The organism is Agrobacterium sp. LR_9 (assembly GCF_041954855.1).
Classification (GTDB): Bacteria; Pseudomonadota; Alphaproteobacteria; order Rhizobiales; family Rhizobiaceae; genus Agrobacterium; species Agrobacterium leguminum.
On the sequence record NZ_JAVAYA010000027.1, the window covers coordinates 1 to 16,729 of the forward strand.

Annotated in this window: 16 protein-coding genes and 2 pseudogenes; 11 read left to right on the forward strand and 7 right to left on the reverse strand. The window is 54.1% G+C overall.

Annotation, left to right across the window (positions count from 1 at the left end):
* Nucleotides 1-949: 949 nt before the first annotated feature.
* The 4 genes from RAC79_RS22160 to RAC79_RS22175 all read right to left on the reverse strand — a co-directional run bounded on the left by RAC79_RS22160 (nt 950) and on the right by RAC79_RS22175 (nt 4,086).
* Nucleotides 950-1,684: a hypothetical protein gene (locus tag RAC79_RS22160; RefSeq protein ID WP_161987797.1), complete on the reverse strand. Its 735-nt coding sequence runs from the start codon at nt 1,682-1,684 to the stop codon at nt 950-952.
* Complete coding sequence (locus RAC79_RS22165; protein ID WP_142844488.1) at nt 1,648-2,049, reverse strand: ATP-binding cassette domain-containing protein; 402 nt, start codon at nt 2,047-2,049, stop codon at nt 1,648-1,650. Before RAC79_RS22165 ends, RAC79_RS22160 begins: the two co-directional genes overlap by 37 nt.
* Before the next feature lie 347 nt (nt 2,050-2,396).
* Nucleotides 2,397-3,359 carry an O-antigen ligase family protein gene (locus tag RAC79_RS22170; protein WP_161987798.1) on the reverse strand — a complete coding sequence of 321 codons (963 nt, stop codon included), beginning with the start codon at nt 3,357-3,359 and terminating at the stop codon, nt 2,397-2,399.
* A 478-nt stretch (nt 3,360-3,837) separates the two neighbouring features.
* Nucleotides 3,838-4,086 (reverse strand): hypothetical protein, encoded by a 249-nt coding sequence (locus tag RAC79_RS22175; protein ID WP_161987799.1) that lies wholly within the window; start codon nt 4,084-4,086, stop codon nt 3,838-3,840.
* A gap of 69 nt (nt 4,087-4,155) precedes the next feature.
* On the opposite strand from RAC79_RS22175, the gene RAC79_RS22180 reads away from it, so the two are divergent.
* Nucleotides 4,156-5,217, forward strand: coding sequence for an acyltransferase (locus tag RAC79_RS22180; RefSeq protein WP_065656022.1), 1,062 nt, complete (start codon nt 4,156-4,158; stop codon nt 5,215-5,217).
* Here the strand turns inward: RAC79_RS22180 and RAC79_RS22185 are convergent.
* Complete coding sequence (locus RAC79_RS22185; RefSeq protein ID WP_142844491.1) at nt 5,214-5,930, reverse strand: SGNH/GDSL hydrolase family protein; 717 nt, start codon at nt 5,928-5,930, stop codon at nt 5,214-5,216. The two genes, RAC79_RS22180 and RAC79_RS22185, sit on opposite strands and share 4 nt — an antisense overlap.
* Before the next feature lie 50 nt (nt 5,931-5,980).
* Here RAC79_RS22185 and RAC79_RS22190 point away from each other — a divergent pair, with 50 nt between their 5' ends.
* Complete coding sequence (locus tag RAC79_RS22190) at nt 5,981-7,048, forward strand: acyltransferase (protein ID WP_142844492.1); 1,068 nt, start codon at nt 5,981-5,983, stop codon at nt 7,046-7,048.
* A gap of 27 nt (nt 7,049-7,075) precedes the next feature.
* Here the strand turns inward: RAC79_RS22190 and RAC79_RS22195 are convergent.
* A pseudogene (locus RAC79_RS22195) lies at nt 7,076-7,366 on the reverse strand (SRPBCC domain-containing protein); the annotation flags it as partial.
* A gap of 64 nt (nt 7,367-7,430) precedes the next feature.
* Between RAC79_RS22195 and RAC79_RS22200 the strand changes: the two are divergent.
* A pseudogene (locus RAC79_RS22200) lies at nt 7,431-7,562 on the forward strand (transposase); the annotation flags it as partial.
* Complete coding sequence (locus RAC79_RS22205; RefSeq protein WP_162540016.1) at nt 7,553-7,693, forward strand: hypothetical protein; 141 nt, start codon at nt 7,553-7,555, stop codon at nt 7,691-7,693. The pseudogene RAC79_RS22200 and the gene RAC79_RS22205, both read left to right, overlap by 10 nt.
* Before the next feature lie 74 nt (nt 7,694-7,767).
* On the opposite strand, the gene RAC79_RS22210 is transcribed toward RAC79_RS22205, so the two are convergent.
* Entirely contained in the window at nt 7,768-8,856 is a 1,089-nt protein-coding gene (locus RAC79_RS22210) for a hypothetical protein (RefSeq protein ID WP_142844493.1), read from the reverse strand.
* Nucleotides 8,857-9,326: 470 nt separating this feature from the next.
* Between RAC79_RS22210 and RAC79_RS22215 the strand changes: the two genes are divergently transcribed.
* The 7 genes from RAC79_RS22215 (at nt 9,327) to RAC79_RS22245 (ending at nt 16,529) form a co-directional block, all read left to right on the forward strand.
* Nucleotides 9,327-9,836 carry a cytochrome P460 family protein gene (locus tag RAC79_RS22215; RefSeq protein ID WP_142844494.1) on the forward strand — a complete coding sequence of 170 codons (510 nt, stop codon included), beginning with the start codon at nt 9,327-9,329 and terminating at the stop codon, nt 9,834-9,836.
* A 181-nt stretch (nt 9,837-10,017) separates the two neighbouring features.
* Nucleotides 10,018-11,763: a cytochrome c biogenesis protein DipZ gene (locus tag RAC79_RS22220; protein WP_374997544.1), complete on the forward strand. Its 1,746-nt coding sequence runs from the start codon at nt 10,018-10,020 to the stop codon at nt 11,761-11,763.
* A gap of 45 nt (nt 11,764-11,808) precedes the next feature.
* Nucleotides 11,809-12,567, forward strand: coding sequence for an alpha/beta fold hydrolase (locus RAC79_RS22225; protein WP_065656079.1), 759 nt, complete (start codon nt 11,809-11,811; stop codon nt 12,565-12,567).
* 201 nt (nt 12,568-12,768) lie between these two features.
* Complete coding sequence (locus tag RAC79_RS22230) at nt 12,769-13,815, forward strand: alpha/beta fold hydrolase (protein WP_374997545.1); 1,047 nt, start codon at nt 12,769-12,771, stop codon at nt 13,813-13,815.
* 94 nt (nt 13,816-13,909) lie between these two features.
* Nucleotides 13,910-14,650 carry a response regulator gene (locus RAC79_RS22235; RefSeq protein ID WP_026372362.1) on the forward strand — a complete coding sequence of 247 codons (741 nt, stop codon included), beginning with the start codon at nt 13,910-13,912 and terminating at the stop codon, nt 14,648-14,650.
* The gene (locus RAC79_RS22240; protein ID WP_174036665.1) at nt 14,647-15,963 is read left to right on the forward strand and encodes an ATP-binding protein; all 1,317 of its coding nucleotides are present in this window, start codon (nt 14,647-14,649) and stop codon (nt 15,961-15,963) included. The genes RAC79_RS22235 and RAC79_RS22240 overlap by 4 nt, the downstream gene beginning before the upstream one ends.
* Nucleotides 15,964-16,112: 149 nt before the next feature.
* The gene (locus RAC79_RS22245) at nt 16,113-16,529 is read left to right on the forward strand and encodes an organic hydroperoxide resistance protein (RefSeq protein WP_060726459.1); all 417 of its coding nucleotides are present in this window, start codon (nt 16,113-16,115) and stop codon (nt 16,527-16,529) included.
* Nucleotides 16,530-16,729: the final 200 nt, after the last annotated feature.

Here is a 16,729-nt window from a genome sequence, read left to right on the forward strand (position 1 = left end):
AACAATATCTTGATATTGTTATTGTAATCGATAGCCACTCGAATCTGATCTCCACTCCAATCAATTCTATCTCACTCATATAGTTTCCACGCATAATCATTCTCCAGCCATATCGGCATTTTCAGCATAAAAATCATATATTTACGCGTTTTCGTCCCGCAATCCGCAAATTGCAGGCCGCAAAACAAGATTCTGGCCGCGAATTTTCATCCGACCTCAATATTCTTATACAATTCAACACAGCATATATTTTATATGTTTCGCACATATATATCTATGTAAATATATGTTTGCGGAATCCTCCTAGGTCGAAGGTGTACTCTTCTCTTCATCTAGGTCTCCAAATCTGGATTCTTCTTCCGGTTGTGTAAATATTGCTTCTTGCGTCGACGATTCATAATCTTCGCTACCCTTCGCCTCATCAGGGCTGTATCTGCACGAGCTGCAAGAACGTACATTTCAAAGAGACCCATTTGAACATACCTTTCCTATCGCGCGACGTAGTTGCGACCGTGTTGTGAACTTCATCTCTTTTCCCATCCGCCTTTCAGCTCGATGGGCACTGCAACGGGGCACTGAAAATTGCCACCTGGGGGAATAAAGACACTTATCAGTGCCCCGCATCAGCGGTTTATGCCTGGCAAAGCCAGTCCTTCAGCCAACGAACTCCAGAGAAAGAGAAAGGCCCACCACAAACCAAATCCATTCTCCTCAATCCTTGACGGAATTTCCTTGTCAGACCCCACATATGAGAGCGACGCCCTCTCTCACGACCGGAGCTGGCTCCAAGCAAAAACAGAATGTCTCCTGGTTTTTGATGGAACATAATCAATATAATACGATCACGATGGACGTGCATAAACGGGGAATTGAAAAAAGAGTTAGCCACGTGCCAAAACAAAAAACAGCGTTGAAAATGCCCGATTTTAATCGAAAAATATTCTAGAGATCATTTAAAAAGCTTTTCAAAATCCCCACCCTCGCGCAACTCATCGAGAAGCTCCTCCACAGCGCCGATATCATTTTTACCATTTATCCAATTTACAACCCGACATGCAGCAGCACTATATATATCAACGTCTCCCGCACTGGCTTTTTGCCACCACTCATCGATATCGGCTATCAAGACTCCGCCAGACAATTTATTACAAGAAAGAGTGCCGGATGGTCCGATTTCCAAATATCGGCTATCTCGAGATACTGCCACCGCAAGCCCCTCATCAAACCAAGCAGGAATAGAGGCCCAGCCATAAAATCCGATCCTAAAGCCAGTCTCGACATGAGAAAGCTCATGGGCCAAAATAACGGGATTGTTTCCATCACTAAAAACAACCACTGCCCAGTGCCCATAAGATGAGGCTTTCTCTCCCTGATTACCAAAGCGTGTGAAGCACTTCGCCGAGCTACACAAAAACACCGTCGGCATTGGAGCTCTGACCGCTCCGTATACTTTCCTCACCAAAGATAGCGCGATATCAACATTGCTTGAAATTTTACTTATTTCCCTATCATCGTCCAATTCAGCATCAACATAAATACCAGATGCAACTTCTTTAAATCCAAAACAACGCGGACATAACAACGCACCCCAAATAGGAAAAAATAAAAAAACAAATATAAATAAAGAAAAAAGCAATATTAACGAAACTAATGCTGTCTTTCTGATTCTATAATACCATCGCATTCAAATCTCCAAATTTTATTGCAGAACCTCCCCAATTCTTCTTTGTGAGCTGCCATAACAACAGTAAGCCCCAAATCTCTTACATTTTCTAGAAGCTGCGTCTCAACACGCTCGTCAAGATGGGCTGTCCCTTCATCCAAAATAAGAATCTCCGTACGTTGGTACAATGCTCGTGCAATGAGAACTCTTTGTTGTTGCCCCTGACTAAGGGTACTGCCCACTTCACCAATCAGCGTTTCATAACTCATTGAAAATGACGAAATGTCATCGTGAATACATGCGAGCTCCGCGCATTCCATAGCGACTGCGACATCCGGTTTCTGATCGAAGAACGTTATATTTTCAAGAATAGAGCCGCTAACCAATCCATCACTCCTCCGCCGTTATCGAAGGACACTCACCGTCAAACCCCGAATGCGAGAGTGACCGTCCCCTCCCACAACCGGCGCTGATCCAACGTAAAACCGGAACGTCTCCCGGTTCATCGCAGAACAGGAAGAGTATAGCACAGGCAAACAGACCGGAGATGAATGAGGAAATCAAAAATCGGCCCGCACAGAGCCGAACAGGGCTAAATTACAAAACAAACTGGCGTCAAGTAATTGAAAAACTCGGAGAAACCGTGACTGTGAAATCTTGAACCTTTAGGAGATCACTAAAACCACTATTCTGGATTGGTAGAAAACGGGACATGGTTTCCACGCTGTTAGTCTCAGGCCTTCGTCGAAGGTAAACTAGTGCCTTCAGAGCACAAGGACTGCTGATTACGAAATTCTTTCGACAGGTATCGCAAAATTGCCCGTCCCCGAACCAAGCGATAATCGAGATCCAAACAAGTGTAACCTATTAACAAACCAGCCCAACACATAAAGGCAGCATTGACATCCAATTCCTCAAAAAGATAGCCGCACGTCAGCGTAACTGCGACGTAAAGAAAAAATCTAATTTTTCTAAAACGAAAAAAGATATATGCAACTGACGTGACAACAAAAAAGCTAACTAAAACACCGGCCGTGAAGGCAGTAGAAACAAAACCGTTGTGAGGCGTTCCGAAGTGACTGAACATATTCATCTCGGCAATCCTAGAAATAAGCCCTATACCAAAAGGATTGTTTAGAGCCACTTGGATGCCATAGCCGAGAGATTCTAGCCGCTCGAAAATATTCGAGCTAGCATTCTCGTCCTCAAGAAACCTTTTTGAGATCGCGCCATCGATCGAATCGAATGAGCCAAAGGAGAACATCAGTAAGACAACCATAATCCCAAGGATGGCATACACCAATGTCAAAGTTATTTTTCGGCTCGACAACGACGACATGTACGACATCAGCCCTATTAAGACGACTGTACCCATTCCCGATCTGTTTAATGTAGCAGTAAACGAAACTAGGTATATAGCTGCAAATGACGCAAATATAAAAAAGCTGCGACGCCTCTCTGCCAAATACGCCGCAGCGGCGGCAGCCAATGCGAACACCGGACCAGCTTCATTTCCGTGCGTCCAAAGTCCACCCGCTTTCTCGAAGCGTAGAAGAGGTGCATTATAGTCACCGTTTGCTGCAGCATCAGCGACGGCCTGATAGTCAAAGACAAGGGCCAGGCCAACATTTGTAAGAGTATATGGAACATACAAATCAACAAACAAACAAAAAGTAGTTGCAGCAAATCCTGCCAAAATACCCCAACAAAACAAATCTAGGCAGCCATCTCGAAGCAAGGCAAATGTAAAAGGGAGAAAATAAATTATGTATAAAAACGTGAATACGGATGAATAGAGTTCCCCATTCCCCCTATCAGTGAAAAATAATAGAGACGTTAGGAATGCAAACATCACGGGCAAAAGATATATTAAAATAAGCGCAGAATTAAACAGTCTAATGTATACAATATACAATATAGGAAGAGTTGTTATAACTATCATGTCCGTAATCCGAAGAAACGGAATTCCGAACGCTATCGGAATGATGTTACATTGCAACAAGAAGCCAAAAATAAATGTAAATAAACGGATCACCCCACGAGACACAATTATGCGCCCAGGGTACATCGGTAGCGCCACAATGAAGCTGGGCAATTCATCGTATTGCCGCGGTCTGCTAAGTCTTCGTCGCTGCACTTTGAAAAGCCTTATGTATAAATATTATTCGCAAGACTCACCAAGCCAAATCGGAAAACATTTCCTGTTTTTCAGCTTCACTCAAGGCACGATATTCGTAGTTGTTGGCTTCGCCTCGCCGCATAACCACATGCGACAGTTTCTCACCATCAATCGAAATTACCGGAAAGAAAACGTGCCCACGCACCCATTCGTCGGGTTGGCGCTCGCGCTTGTTACGTTTAAATAATGCAGCTATCTCTAGGAACTTGCCATAGAGTAGTGACGACATAACCACTGAACTCATTTTGATCCCAATCATTTTTTTCTTAAAATATCAAAAATATCGAAAAAACTTTTAGCCTAGGAAGCGACCTTGATCAAGAACCTTCACGCCCTCAGAGCTGTCGCCGCGTTGATGGTAGTTTATGTGCACATCGTCCCCAACTTGCGACGCGCATATGAGGATCTTCCCATATTCGTCTCCGCAAATGCCGGTGTCGACATATTTTTCGTGTTGTCCGGCTTTCTTATGGTAACAAGCACCGAAAAATCGCAAACAACAATATTAGAATTCTATTTCAACCGTATGGCAAGGATAGTACCATTGTATTGGCTACTTAATTTGCTTATCTGCACCACATATTTTCTAGGACTGAAGCCAATCGGCGTGATCAGTCTTCAGCTTGACAGTGTTCTTAAGTCCTTTCTATTTCTTCCAGTCCACAGAAATGGAGTGGACTATCCTATTCTATACGTCGGATGGACATTGATTTACGAAATATTTTTCTATTTATTATTTGGATTTTTTGTACAAATGAAATATCGAATTTATGCCTCGATTTTCGTTACATTGATTGTGACAATTTTGGGTGGACTACCCTTGGTGTTAAACGTTGGAGATTCGGTATTCGCACGATTTTACACAAACCCGATCATGCTGGACTTCGCTTTAGGTGTTTGGCTTGCTCACTTATCATTGGCATACGATTTCAGACGACTCCCTGCTTACAGCTTGATTAGCAGTGCGTTAGCAGGAGGATTGCTCGTAGCTATACCCGATATTATTTCCCTTCCCTCGTTTGAGGGTTTTATCAGGCCTGCCACTTGGGGGCTTGGAGGGAGTTTAATAATTTTCACGCTGATAGGCTTGGAAAAACGAGGACTATATCTGAACTACTCGCCCGTGATTACGATTGGCTCCGCCAGTTATGCAATATATCTAATCCACCCATTTGTATTACAAATTGTCGAAAAAGTTACATCCCCCGTCGTGGAATATCCTCTAATATATGCCGTTCTGACTGTACTTAGCGGACTTGGACTAACAATACTTATTAGCGCGGTAGTATGGCGACGTTTCGAAATCCCTGCGAATAAAGCATTACGAAACTGGTACACTGCACGAACGCTCAGAATACACTCAAATGCGGTTTAGTCGCGGGCGTGATCGGGTGCGCGAACGCAAATTTTCTTAGAAACAGCACGCGCAAGCGATTGATTAGCCGCCGCACTTAGGTGCAAACCGTCTACCCATTTGTGAGGAACATCTGACATTGCTGCCGATGCCTCAACCAAAGGCAAATTCCGTTGACGCGCCATATTCCGAACGACCTCACGATACGGCTCCAAACCAGCGTCTACTGCGTTCTCAGCAATCGGTGGAGGGGTCACGAGAAGAACTTGACCGCCCCTGAGTGTGCGGCGCTTGATTAGGCGTTCTAAGTTCACTTTGAATTCTTCCGTGGTAAGCGACCTCTCCAGCTTACCGAAGTTGCCGAAGTCGTTGGTCCCATACATCAAGACCGTTAAACTGGCAGTTTTCAGTGACGCCCATCTTTTGATGCCTTCGCGACTTCTGTCACCTGGAAATCCATGATTCGTGACTTGCAAATTCACCAGAATTTTGCCTACCTCTTCGGGAAAAGGAATTTTGCTTCTTCGCGGCCATGCACCATTGATTTTTTGTGCACCCGCCATTTCGGTTTCATCATAGCCATAGGTCAAACTATCTCCTTCAAAAGCAATTTCTGAATTAGGCGTGACGACAATTTGATCAGATAGACACGTTCCGTTCGTAGGGCCGGCAAAAAGTAACAGAACGACCATCCAGCCTGAAAATATGAAATTGGAAAGAGAGTGTGGCACCATAAATTTCTCATTCGTTATATTTTCTTAACGGTATTTCGAGGACACATGTAATGATAATCAATTTGCAAGTTTTGAGAGCAGCAGCGGCTTTCCTAGTTTTTTTTCATCATTTTATGCCGAATATAGATAAATTGTTTCCAGGGGCAAAAACCTATGAATTCGGCGCTGCTGGCGTAGACATTTTTTTTGTCCTTAGCGGGTTCATTATGGTGTTGACAACCTTCAACAAAGACAGCGACCCGGCAAGGTTCTTCTTTAATCGAATTGCCCGTATCGTTCCTATATACTGGATAATGACGTCAGCTATCGTAGCCCTGTTCCTCATTGGGTTTCGCCCCATCGGCGTGCTTGATCTGCAACTCAGCTACGTTTGGAAATCACTTCTCTTTATCCCATTTATGCGCAACGGCCTGTGGGAGCCAATTTTATCTGTTGGATGGACACTAAATTTTGAAATGTTTTTCTATGCGCTATTTGCCTTGCTGCTTATTGTGCCCGATTTTAGATTGAGAATAGTGCTCCTGGTAACAATTCTGGCGTGCCTGGTTGGTGCCGGAATGATTTTCGTACTAAATCCCTACCTAGAATACTATACGAGCCCCGTAATTTTGGACTTTGCTTTTGGGGCGGGCTTCGGAGCTTTTTATGTTTCAGGACGCGCGAGTTTTTCGTCAGGAAACAGAACATGCGCTTGGCTCCTCATCGCTATGGGAGCGCTACTCATCGCTGCAACAGGCCGCGGTTTGGAGCTGAGCTCCAGTCATAACATATTGCGCCCTATGACTTGGGGCTTCGCTGGGCTATTGCTGATTTACGGCTGCGTACTTCTTGAGGAAAATGGTTTCGTCGCAAAAAATAGAATATTGATCTATCTTGGGAATGCGAGTTACTCGATATATCTCGTTCATAACTTGATGATCCAAGTTTCTGAAAAAACAGTAAATCTATTTTTGACGCCCGGCTTAGTTGCACTGGGGGTAATGACCCTCTTCGCTTTGGCACTGACCATCATATTTGGCCTAGCCTCCTATAAATTCATTGAGTATCCAATAAACCAAATTTATCGCCGAATAACGATAAAAACACAAAGTATAAAAGCGATTTTATCCCGGATATAGTAAAAATCACTGAACACCTCCGCGCATCTATAGCGCCTTGGCGAAGCGTTCCAGTTTGCCCAGCGTTTGCTGACCCAGCTCCACGGCGCCGAAACCCTTCGCTTGCTGGAACTCGGCTTCCGTGCTGAACACCATGCCCAGCACAACTTTCGTCGCGCCATTCTGATCTTCAAAGGAGGCCCAGGCATCGGCATGTTTCGGCCCGTTTTCGCCCCACAGCAGCGTATAGGCGATCCTCTCTTCTGGCCGGACCTCGACATAACGATGATGGTTCGGGAAGACTGTGCCGTCAGGGCCGATCATGTCAAAGACCCATTCACTGGCCTGCTGCCGGTTTCATGGACAGCGAGTTAAGGGTTCCTCCTGAAACCGGAGAGCATGAATGCAAAGACGAATATTCAGCCGCGAGTATAAGCTTGAAGCAGTGAAGTTGGTCAGGGAACGTGGGGTCATTGTTGCGCAGGCTGCTCGTGATCTTGATGTCCACGAGAATGTCTTGCGCAAATGGGTTCGGTAATACGGCGACGATCCCAGCCAGTGGATTCCTACAGCGCCACCGCGCCACTGGCGCTGACCGCAATCCTGGCGGCATCCACGGTCGCACTTGCCTTGCTGCAGGCCCTGTCCGTGATGCCAGATGCCTAAAACGTATGACCTGCCCGGAATTTGGTCAGGGCAGGTCTTTTTTTGAAAAGCCGATTTTCTTGCCATCGCTCTGGTTACTTGCGGTAGGCTAGCCCACCCCAGATGCGGCCTTCGTCTCTGTGGCGGCCGCCGTGTACTGCGCCGATATAGGCAGCCGCAGCGGAAACGAGCGCGGAAGCGGCCAGCAGGAATGCTGTCAGAATACCTGCGACCCGTGCTTTTTCTGCGGCATCCGCAGCCTTCGTCTTGGCATCGTCCAATGCCTTCTGTGCCTCAGCCTTCACGGCCTCGACCTGCTTCTGCGCTTCATCGACCTTCTTCTGTGCTTCCGCCCTGACGGCCTGCACACGTTCAACCGTCTGGTTCACGCGCGTTTGCGCATCGGTCTGGCTGATGTTTGTGCGGGCAGCGACCTGATTGGCGAGCCATGTTTTGTCGGCATCAGATATCTCGCCTGTCGCCATCAGATTGCCGAGGATTCCGCTAATCTGGCGCTGATAGTCACCGGCGCTCTGTTCACCCGTCTGAGGGGTGGCGGGCGTATCGGTCCTCAGTAGCGTATCCGTGAAATAGTCGATCGGGTTCGTTCTCAGACCTTGCGGAAGCATCTGCTCAATGCTGGGTGCGGCAGCCTGACCGGCTCCTTGCGCCAGACCACCGGCTGCACTGCCAGCGCCGGAAATGATGCCGCCTGCCAGTTGGCCAGCCCCTTGAACGGCGCCGCCGACTGCGGAACCCGTGGCCTCGACGGCGGTCTGCGCCACGCTGCCGACAGCTTTGGCGCCACCGGACAGCACGCCGAGCGCGAGAAACGCCGAGACGACCGTCCCTAGTCCCCATACGACCAAGCCATTCACACCATCGCGGACCGTCAGTTCGTTCCTGTCGGCAGCGCCGGCAGGCCGACGCATGCGGCCGGCAATATAGCCACCCAGCATGTATGAGCCGACCATGGAAATGATGACGAAGAGCGCGGTTATGATGAGCCAGACTGTGCTGATCTCGCCGCCATCGTCGGCCGAGATGGAACTCAGGCCCAGGCCGCCCGCAAATGCGGTGAGGACTGCCATGGCGCCCGAGGAGATGACGGCACCGGCGAAAATCGCTGGCCAGTCCACATAGCTGCGGTTTGGATTTGTTTCGATACCCGTTGGATCAACCATCAGCGTAGCCCCAGCAATGAGAGAATGAACAGGACAACGACGACGAGTCCGACTAGATAGATGATGGAATTCATGTGGTATCTCCTCCGAAAGGATGACCAATCCTCCGCGTAGCGGGTGATTATATGCAGCGAGAAATTTGAGCCGAGTGCTCCTGCACCAAACTCATCGCACCCGAAAAAGTTTCACGACTTCTCGTTGTTTCGGAAGGATTTTGCGCAAATTCAGCCGGCGGGCGACGGTGTGGGCACGGATGAGGAGGAGCCTGATCACTGGGCGAATATGAGCCTTGCGAGGAAATCCGGGCCCGAGATCGCAAGAGGGTGATCGCCGGCCTTTAAGCGCGGCCTTGCCCCCGTGGCGGTGCGCACTGCTACGATTTGATACATAAGTGCGGATTTCAGGAAACATGCCGGATACCTGCAGGGCAGATCATGACCTGATCTATTTCGGATCAGGCAGGATTTCCCATGAAAAGCCAGATTTTCTTCGCCGTCGCCCTATCGGTTGCGGCAGCGGGTTTTGGAACCGTTTATTCAAGTTCAGCGGACACACCGCCGCAAAACGCCTCTCCCATCTATGGTGTCACTCTTCCTGACGGATATCGTGACTGGACGTTCATCGCGCCCGCGCAGGAAGCGCCGCCGCTGGACGAGCTTCGCGCTGTTCTGGCAAACGATGTCGCCGCCAACGCCTACAAAAGCGGAACCCTGCCCTTTCCCGATGGCTCGATACTGGTGAAGCTTGCCTATAAGCGGCAGCAATCCACGGAGTTTCCGCCAGCCACGGTGCCGGGAGCGGCAACCACCGTGCAGGTGATGGTGAAAGATTCCAAGAAATATGCCGGCAGCCACGGCTGGGGCTTCGGGCGGTTTGTCAACGGCAAGCCGGTGGATGCCGCGCAACATGAGACCTGTCTCTCCTGCCACGAGGGCAACGTCAAGGACCATGATTTCGTCTTCACGCGCTATGCGCAGTGACAAATGACGGGGACATGCGGTTTCGCTTTAGCGGCCGTGCGCCGGTGGCGGCTTTTACACTCGATTACAAATTCACCGAAGCCCCGACACATCAGGGATACGTGGGGCCGGGAAATTGGCGCCATCGCCGGGTCGCCTTCGCCGCCCGGAGCCCCGAACTCCTGCCTGAAAGGAAAAGATGATGACGTTTCTGGTCATTGCCTATCTCGGAGGGGCGCTGACAATTCTCAGCCCCTGTATCCTGCCCATCCTTCCCTTCGTTTTTGCGCGGGCGGGGCAACCGTTCCTGCGCAGCACGCTGCCCCTGCTTGCGGGAATGGCGGCAACGTTTTGCGCCGTCGCGACGCTGGCCGCGGTGGGCGGCAGCTGGGCAATCAGCGCCAATGAATATGGCCGGCTAGCGGCTCTTGCGCTGCTTGCGGTCTTCGGCGTCGGGCTGCTCTCGCCGCATGCGGCCAGCATCATCACCCGTCCGGTCGTCGAACTCGGCAACCGGCTCGCCAATGCCGCCGGCAAGCCCGGGGCAATGCCGACGGTCGCGGGCTCGCTGTTACTCGGCATCGCCACCGGCCTTTTATGGGCGCCCTGCGCCGGACCGATCCTCGGGCTCGTGCTGACGGGTGCGGCCCTGAAGGGGGCCAATCTGGAAACCAGCCTGCTGCTTGCCGCCTATGCCGCCGGGGCTGCGACCTCCCTTGCCGTCGCCATCCTCGTCGGCGGCAGGGTATTTGCAGCCATGAAGCGGTCGCTGGGTTTCAGCGAGCGGATCCGGCAGGTGCTTGGCGCGGCGGTGCTTGCCGGCGTCGCGGTCATCGCGCTCGGGCTGGATACGGGTTTCCTGTCGCAGATATCCTATGCGAGCACGGCATCCTTCGAACAGCGGGTGCTCGATCGGCTTCACACCGCCATAGCGCCCGAAGTGGCGGCGGCGGGCGTCAGCGCCGCCGCGGCACGGTCGGAGCTGCCGGTTGAGGGCAAGGCCCCATCCCTCGACGGCGCCGTGGAGTGGCTCAATTCCCCGCCGCTCACGCGTGAGCAATTGCGTGGCAAGGTCGTTCTCATCGACTTCTGGACCTATTCCTGCATCAACTGCATCCGCACCATTCCCTATGTGCGTGCCTGGGCGGACAAATACCGGGATCAGGGCCTCGTCGTCATCGGCGTTCACGCCCCCGAATTCGCCTTCGAAAAGAAGATCGACAATGTCAGACAGGCCGTCGCCCGCTTCAAGATCGATTACCCGGTGGCAATCGACAATGATTACAGGATCTGGCGCGCCTTTGATAACAGCTATTGGCCGGCACATTACCTGATCGATGCCAGGGGCCAGATCCGTTACCACCATTTCGGCGAGGACAACTACCGGCAGACCGAAGAGGCGATCCAGGACCTGCTGCGCGAGGCCGGCAGCAGCGCCTCCGCCAGCGCACCGGTGAGCCCGCAGGCGGCAGGAGCCGAAGCCGGTGCGGATATCGGGCACATGCGCTCGGGCGAAACCTATATAGGCTACCGGCAGGCTCGAAGCTTCGCATCCAACGAGGCGATGCGTGCAGACACGCCGCGCGACTACTCCGTCAAGACGCCTTCCCTCAACGAATGGGGACTTTCCGGCACCTGGACGGTTGGCGCGGAGGCGGCCACACTTGATGCGGCTGATGGCGGCATCACCTATCGCTTCAGCGCCCGTGACCTGCATCTGGTCCTTGGGCCGGATGCAGCCGGAAAACCGGTTCGTTTCCAGGTCACCATCGACGGGCATCCGCCGGGTGCGGACCATGGCGCTGACACGGATGCGGAGGGCAATGGCGTCGTCACCTCAACCCGTCTTTACCAGCTCGTCCGCCAGTCCGGCGCCGTCGAAGCGAGAACCTTTGCCATCCGCTTCCTCGACCCCGGCGTGCAGGCCTATGCCTTCACTTTCGGCTGATCCGGATTTTCCTCCCGTTCCCATCAAAACCAAAGGAGAAATATGATGCACCATCGTCTCATGCCAAAATTCGCGCTTGCCGTCGCAACCGCACTGATCGCTTTTGCCGCACAGGCGGCAGAGGTGAAGAATATCGTCATCGTCCATGGCGCGCTGGCGGATGGTTCGGCCTGGCGCAGGGCGACAGACATCCTTGAAAGCCGTGGTTTCAACGTCACGATCGTGCAGGAGCCCATCACCTCTCTTGCCGATGACGTGGCGGCCACCAACCGTGTTCTCGATCTCCAGCAGGGGCCGAGCCTGCTTGTCGGGCACAGCTACAGCGGGATGGTGATCTCGGAAGCGGGTAACCGGCCGGATGTGGCCGGGCTGGTCTATGTCGCCGCCTTCCAGCCGGAGAAGGGAGAGAGCCTTCTCGACCTCGCCGGCTCGAAACCGCCGGCTGGCAACGGCATCAAGCCGACGAAGGATGGCGCGTTCCTTTATCTCGATCCCGCCGTCTTTGGACAGGATTTCGCCGGCGATCTGCCGCGTGAGGACGCGGCCTTCATGGCAAGAAGTCAGGTCTTCGCCGCCAAGGCCGCCTTTGCCGCCAAAGCCGGCGAACCCGCCTGGAAAACCAAGAAAAGCTGGTCGATTGTCGCAACGCAGGACCGCTCGATCAACCCCGATCTCGAGCGCGACATGGCCAAGCGCGCCGGCAGTGCGGTGACCGAAATTGCGGCAAGCCATGCGGTCTTTGCCTCCCAGCCCGAAAAGGTCGCAGACGTCATCGAACAGGCCGCCCGGCAATCCGCGAAATAAACCGCGACCGCCTCGAAATCCAACACAGCCGCCCCAGACACCAGGGCGGCTGATTGCGTAAGGAGGGCGGACCGAATGTATCAGTCTGTATCCGGAATGCCCCCTGCTACAAAACCATTCACATTCGTCCTCCTTGCGACACATCGAGGATACACGCACCGCGTTACCTGCCCGCATCCAACATGGACAGGAGAGACAGCAATGAATTCCGAGATCAATTTCCAGCGCCGCCGCTTCTTCGGCATTGCCGCAATGACGGTTGCCGCCGTCGAATTCGGGGCCGCAGGCCTTGCTCATGCCAAGGGCGAAGCGCCTTCGCCTCAGCCGTCAACCGGACGCGACGGAGCCACCTCCTTTGGCGCCCTGAAGCAGGTTGAAGCGGGCGTACTCAGCGTCGGTTATGCAGAAGCCGGCCCCGCAGACGGCCCGGTCGTGCTGCTGCTGCACGGATGGCCTTATGACATCTACAGCTATGTCGATGTTGCACCCATCCTTGCATCGGCTGGATATCGGGTACTCATCCCCTATTTGCGCGGGTATGGCACGACCCGTTTTCTCTCGGACGACACCGCACGCAACGGACAGCAGGCGGCGCTTGCGGTCGACATGATCGCCTTTCTCGACGCGCTCGGCGTCAAGCAGGCCGTCGTTGCCGGTTATGACTGGGGCGCTCGCACCGCCGACATCATGGCGGCGCTCTGGCCCGAACGTTGCACCGGGCTCGTGTCGGTCAGCGGCTACCTTATCGGCAGCCAGGAGATCAACAAGAAGCCGCTTCCGCCCAAGGCGGAACTCTCCTGGTGGTATCAGTTCTATTTCGCGACGGAACGCGGCCGTGCGGGCTATGCCGCCAACACCCGCGACTTCGTGCGCCTGATCTGGCAGACGGCATCTCCGACCTGGAAATTCAGCGACGAGACCTTCAATCGTTCGGCCCCCGCATTCGACAATCCCGACCATGTGGCCATCACCATCCATAATTACCGCTGGCGGCTGGCACTGGCCGACGGAGAAGCCAAGTACGATAATTACGAGCGCCAGCTTGCGAAACTTCCCGTCATCACCGTGCCGACGATAACGCTGGAAGGCGACGCCAACGGCGCGCCGCATCCGGATCCTTCCGCCTACGCATCGAAGTTTTCCGGCAAGTACCAGCACCGCAACATCAGCGGCGGCATCGGCCACAACCTGCCGCAGGAAGCACCCGAGGCTTTTGCCAGGGCTGTTCTGGACGTCGCAAAGCTTTAAACTTGCCGAAGCCCGCGAACCGTTGTCTTACTGCATGTGACGCAGGGAACGCGGTAGCGGGCCACTCGAACCGTCCGGACGACGAAGGCATCCAATGGAACATATCGACCATATTCTCGTCGTAGACGACGACAGGGAAATCCGGGAGTTGGTTTCCAGCTACCTGAAGAAGAACGGCCTGCGCACGAGCGTGGCGGCCGACGGACGGCAGATGAGAAGTTTTCTCGACGGCAATACCGTCGATCTCATCGTGCTCGACGTGATGATGCCTGGCGATGACGGGCTGGTCCTATGCCGTGAGCTGCGGGCGGGGAAACACAAAGCCACGCCGGTCTTGATGCTGACCGCCCGCGATGACGAGATGGATCGCATTATCGGGCTCGAAATGGGAGCCGACGACTATCTGTCGAAGCCCTTCGCTGCCCGTGAGCTTCTTGCGCGGATCAAGGCCATCCTGCGCCGCACGCGGATGCTGCCTCCCAATCTGCAGATCAGCGAGGCCGGGCAGCTCCTGACCTTTGGTGACTGGCGCCTCGACACGGTGGGCCGTCACCTGCTCGACAGGGAGGGAACGACCGTTGCCCTGAGCGGGGCTGAATACCGGCTTCTCAGGGTCTTCATCGATCATCCCCAGCGCGTCCTCAACCGGGACCAGCTGTTAAATCTCACCCAGGGACGCGATGCGGAGCTTTTCGACCGGTCGATCGATCTTCTTGTGAGCCGCGTGCGCCAGCGCCTGGGGGATGACGCGCGCGAACCCATCTACATCAAGACCGTACGGGCGGAGGGTTATGTCTTTGCGGTGCCCGTGGAGATTTCGGAGCCGAGGATATGAACGGCCCGCGCCTGCTCGCCGGCTGGTGGCCGCGCTCATTGCGGTCCAGACTTTTCATCATCCTTTTTGCCGGCCTCGCCATCGCCTACGGCCTGTCGTTCAGCATCCTCTTTGCCGAACGATATATGTCGGCAAAGGCGGTCATGCTCGGCACTCTGGAGCAGGATCTGGCGGTATCGATCGCCATCATCGACCGCCTGCCTGCGGAAGAGCGGGCGCAATGGGTCCATCGCCTGAGCCGCAACAATTATCAACTCGTCCTCGGCCCCGGTCTTCCCGGTGTTTCCGACATGACCGGCCGCGGCGCTGAAATTGCGCAGAGGATCGAGGAAGCCGCGGGACACCGTTTTCCCGTCAGGGTCGAGTCCATTCCCGGCGACGGCAAGCGGCTTCAGGCGCACCTGACGCTATCGGACGGCTCGCCCCTGACGATCGACGTGACACCGCGCGGCGTGATGCCCCTGGCGGAATGGCTGCCTTATGTCTTCGCCGCGCAGATGGCGCTTCTCCTCCTCTGCACCTGGTTTGCAGTGCGACAGACGACCAGACCCCTCAGCGCGCTTGCTGCGGCAGCCGAAGCGCTGGATCCGGGGGAAAAGGGGTCGCCGATGAGTGAGAGCGGCCCAAGCGAAGTTGCTCACGCCGCCCGCGCCTTCAACGCCATGCGCGATCGCGTCGCGCAATATCTCGAGGAGCGCGTCCAGATTCTTGCGGCGATCTCGCACGACCTGCAGACGCCCATCACCCGGATGCGGTTGCGGGCCGATATGGCAGACGATACGCCGGAAAAGGAAAAGCTGGTCAGTGACCTGCGTGAAATCGAACGTCTGGTGCAGGATGGGATCGCTTACGCACGCAGCGCTCACGGCAATGGCGAGAAATCCTCCCGTATCGATCTGGCCTCTTTCATCGACAGCATTGCCTACGACTATCAGGATACCGGAAAAGCCGTAACGGTTGCCGGCATGGTGCGCGGCACCGCGTCGACAAAGCCCCATGCATTGCGAAGAATCCTGACGAACTTCATAGATAACGCCCTCAAATTCGCCGGCAGCGCCGAGATTAAAGTGGACCGGCGTGGTGAAGGCACAGTGGTCATCACGGTGCTCGATCGGGGGCCGGGCATCCCGGACGAGATGCTGCAAAATGCCATGCAGCCCTTCTTCCGGATCGAAACATCGAGAAACCGCGATACGGGCGGAACCGGTCTCGGACTGGCGATCGCGCAGCAACTCGCCGGAACGATCGGCGGCTCGGTTCGCCTCTATAACAGGCAGGGCGGCGGGCTTGCGGCCGAGGTGGCTTTTCCCTGACAGGGAAACGGGTCGACGATAACCAGTGACAAAGCGCCGATACTTTTCGATACAGTTTCGCAGTTTCCGGAAACATGCCGGATACGCTGATCCATCACAAAGCTCCTATCACGAAACGCCGCAGCAGCGGCAAATGAAAGGAGCCTCCCATGACCAAGATCGAGACTGTTCTTTATACCGGCAAGACCCACACGACCGGCGGGCGTGACGGATCGGCGCAGAGCGATGATGGCGCGCTGGGCATCAAGCTCTCGCCTCCGGGCAGCGGAAAGCCTGGCACGAATCCCGAACAGCTTTTTGCGGCCGGCTGGTCGGCATGTTTTATCGGCGCCATGACAAAGGCGGCGGCGAAACGCCAGCTCCGGCTTCCCGCCGACACCGCCGTCGATGCGGAGGTCGACCTCGGCACGACGGGCGGCGAGTTCTTCCTGCAGGCTCGCCTGTCGGTAAGCCTGCCCGGGATCGATCGTCCCGTAGCACAGGCCATCATTGAGGATGCCCACCAGATCTGCCCCTATTCGAAGGCAACCAGGGGGAACATCGATGTTACGCTCAAGCTCGCTTAAGCCTGTTGTCTCCGCCCGTGCGCTTGTCATCGCCATCGTGTTTGCGGCGATATTTGCAGCACCGTGCGTATATGATGCAACATCCGACGATCCCTCGCCGCTTGCGGGACTTCTGGGCGCGGTCTCATCGATGTGACCACAAGGGAACGGCTCGGCGCCCGCCGCAGCCGTTTTCGCGTTTCCACTTCTTCCTGCCATCC

Bases quoted from the DNA above. Each gene is read 5' to 3' on its own strand.
- RAC79_RS22160 (WP_161987797.1), bottom strand. From the start codon at position 1,684: ATGCGATGGTATTATAGAATCAGAAAGACAGCATTAGTTTCGTTAATA.
- RAC79_RS22175 (WP_161987799.1), bottom strand. From the start codon at position 4,086: ATGAGTTCAGTGGTTATGTCGTCACTACTCTATGGCAAGTTCCTAGAG.
- RAC79_RS22185 (WP_142844491.1), bottom strand. From the start codon at position 5,930: ATGGTGCCACACTCTCTTTCCAATTTCATATTTTCAGGCTGGATGGTC.
- RAC79_RS22190 (WP_142844492.1), top strand. From the start codon at position 5,981: ATGATAATCAATTTGCAAGTTTTGAGAGCAGCAGCGGCTTTCCTAGTT.
- RAC79_RS22205 (WP_162540016.1), top strand. From the start codon at position 7,553: ATGGGTTCGGTAATACGGCGACGATCCCAGCCAGTGGATTCCTACAGC.
- RAC79_RS22210 (WP_142844493.1), bottom strand. From the start codon at position 8,856: ATGGTTGATCCAACGGGTATCGAAACAAATCCAAACCGCAGCTATGTG.
- RAC79_RS22215 (WP_142844494.1), top strand. From the start codon at position 9,327: ATGAAAAGCCAGATTTTCTTCGCCGTCGCCCTATCGGTTGCGGCAGCG.
- RAC79_RS22220 (WP_374997544.1), top strand. From the start codon at position 10,018: ATGACGTTTCTGGTCATTGCCTATCTCGGAGGGGCGCTGACAATTCTC.
- RAC79_RS22225 (WP_065656079.1), top strand. From the start codon at position 11,809: ATGCACCATCGTCTCATGCCAAAATTCGCGCTTGCCGTCGCAACCGCA.
- RAC79_RS22230 (WP_374997545.1), top strand. From the start codon at position 12,769: ATGAATTCCGAGATCAATTTCCAGCGCCGCCGCTTCTTCGGCATTGCC.
- RAC79_RS22235 (WP_026372362.1), top strand. From the start codon at position 13,910: ATGGAACATATCGACCATATTCTCGTCGTAGACGACGACAGGGAAATC.
- RAC79_RS22240 (WP_174036665.1), top strand. From the start codon at position 14,647: ATGAACGGCCCGCGCCTGCTCGCCGGCTGGTGGCCGCGCTCATTGCGG.
- RAC79_RS22245 (WP_060726459.1), top strand. From the start codon at position 16,113: ATGACCAAGATCGAGACTGTTCTTTATACCGGCAAGACCCACACGACC.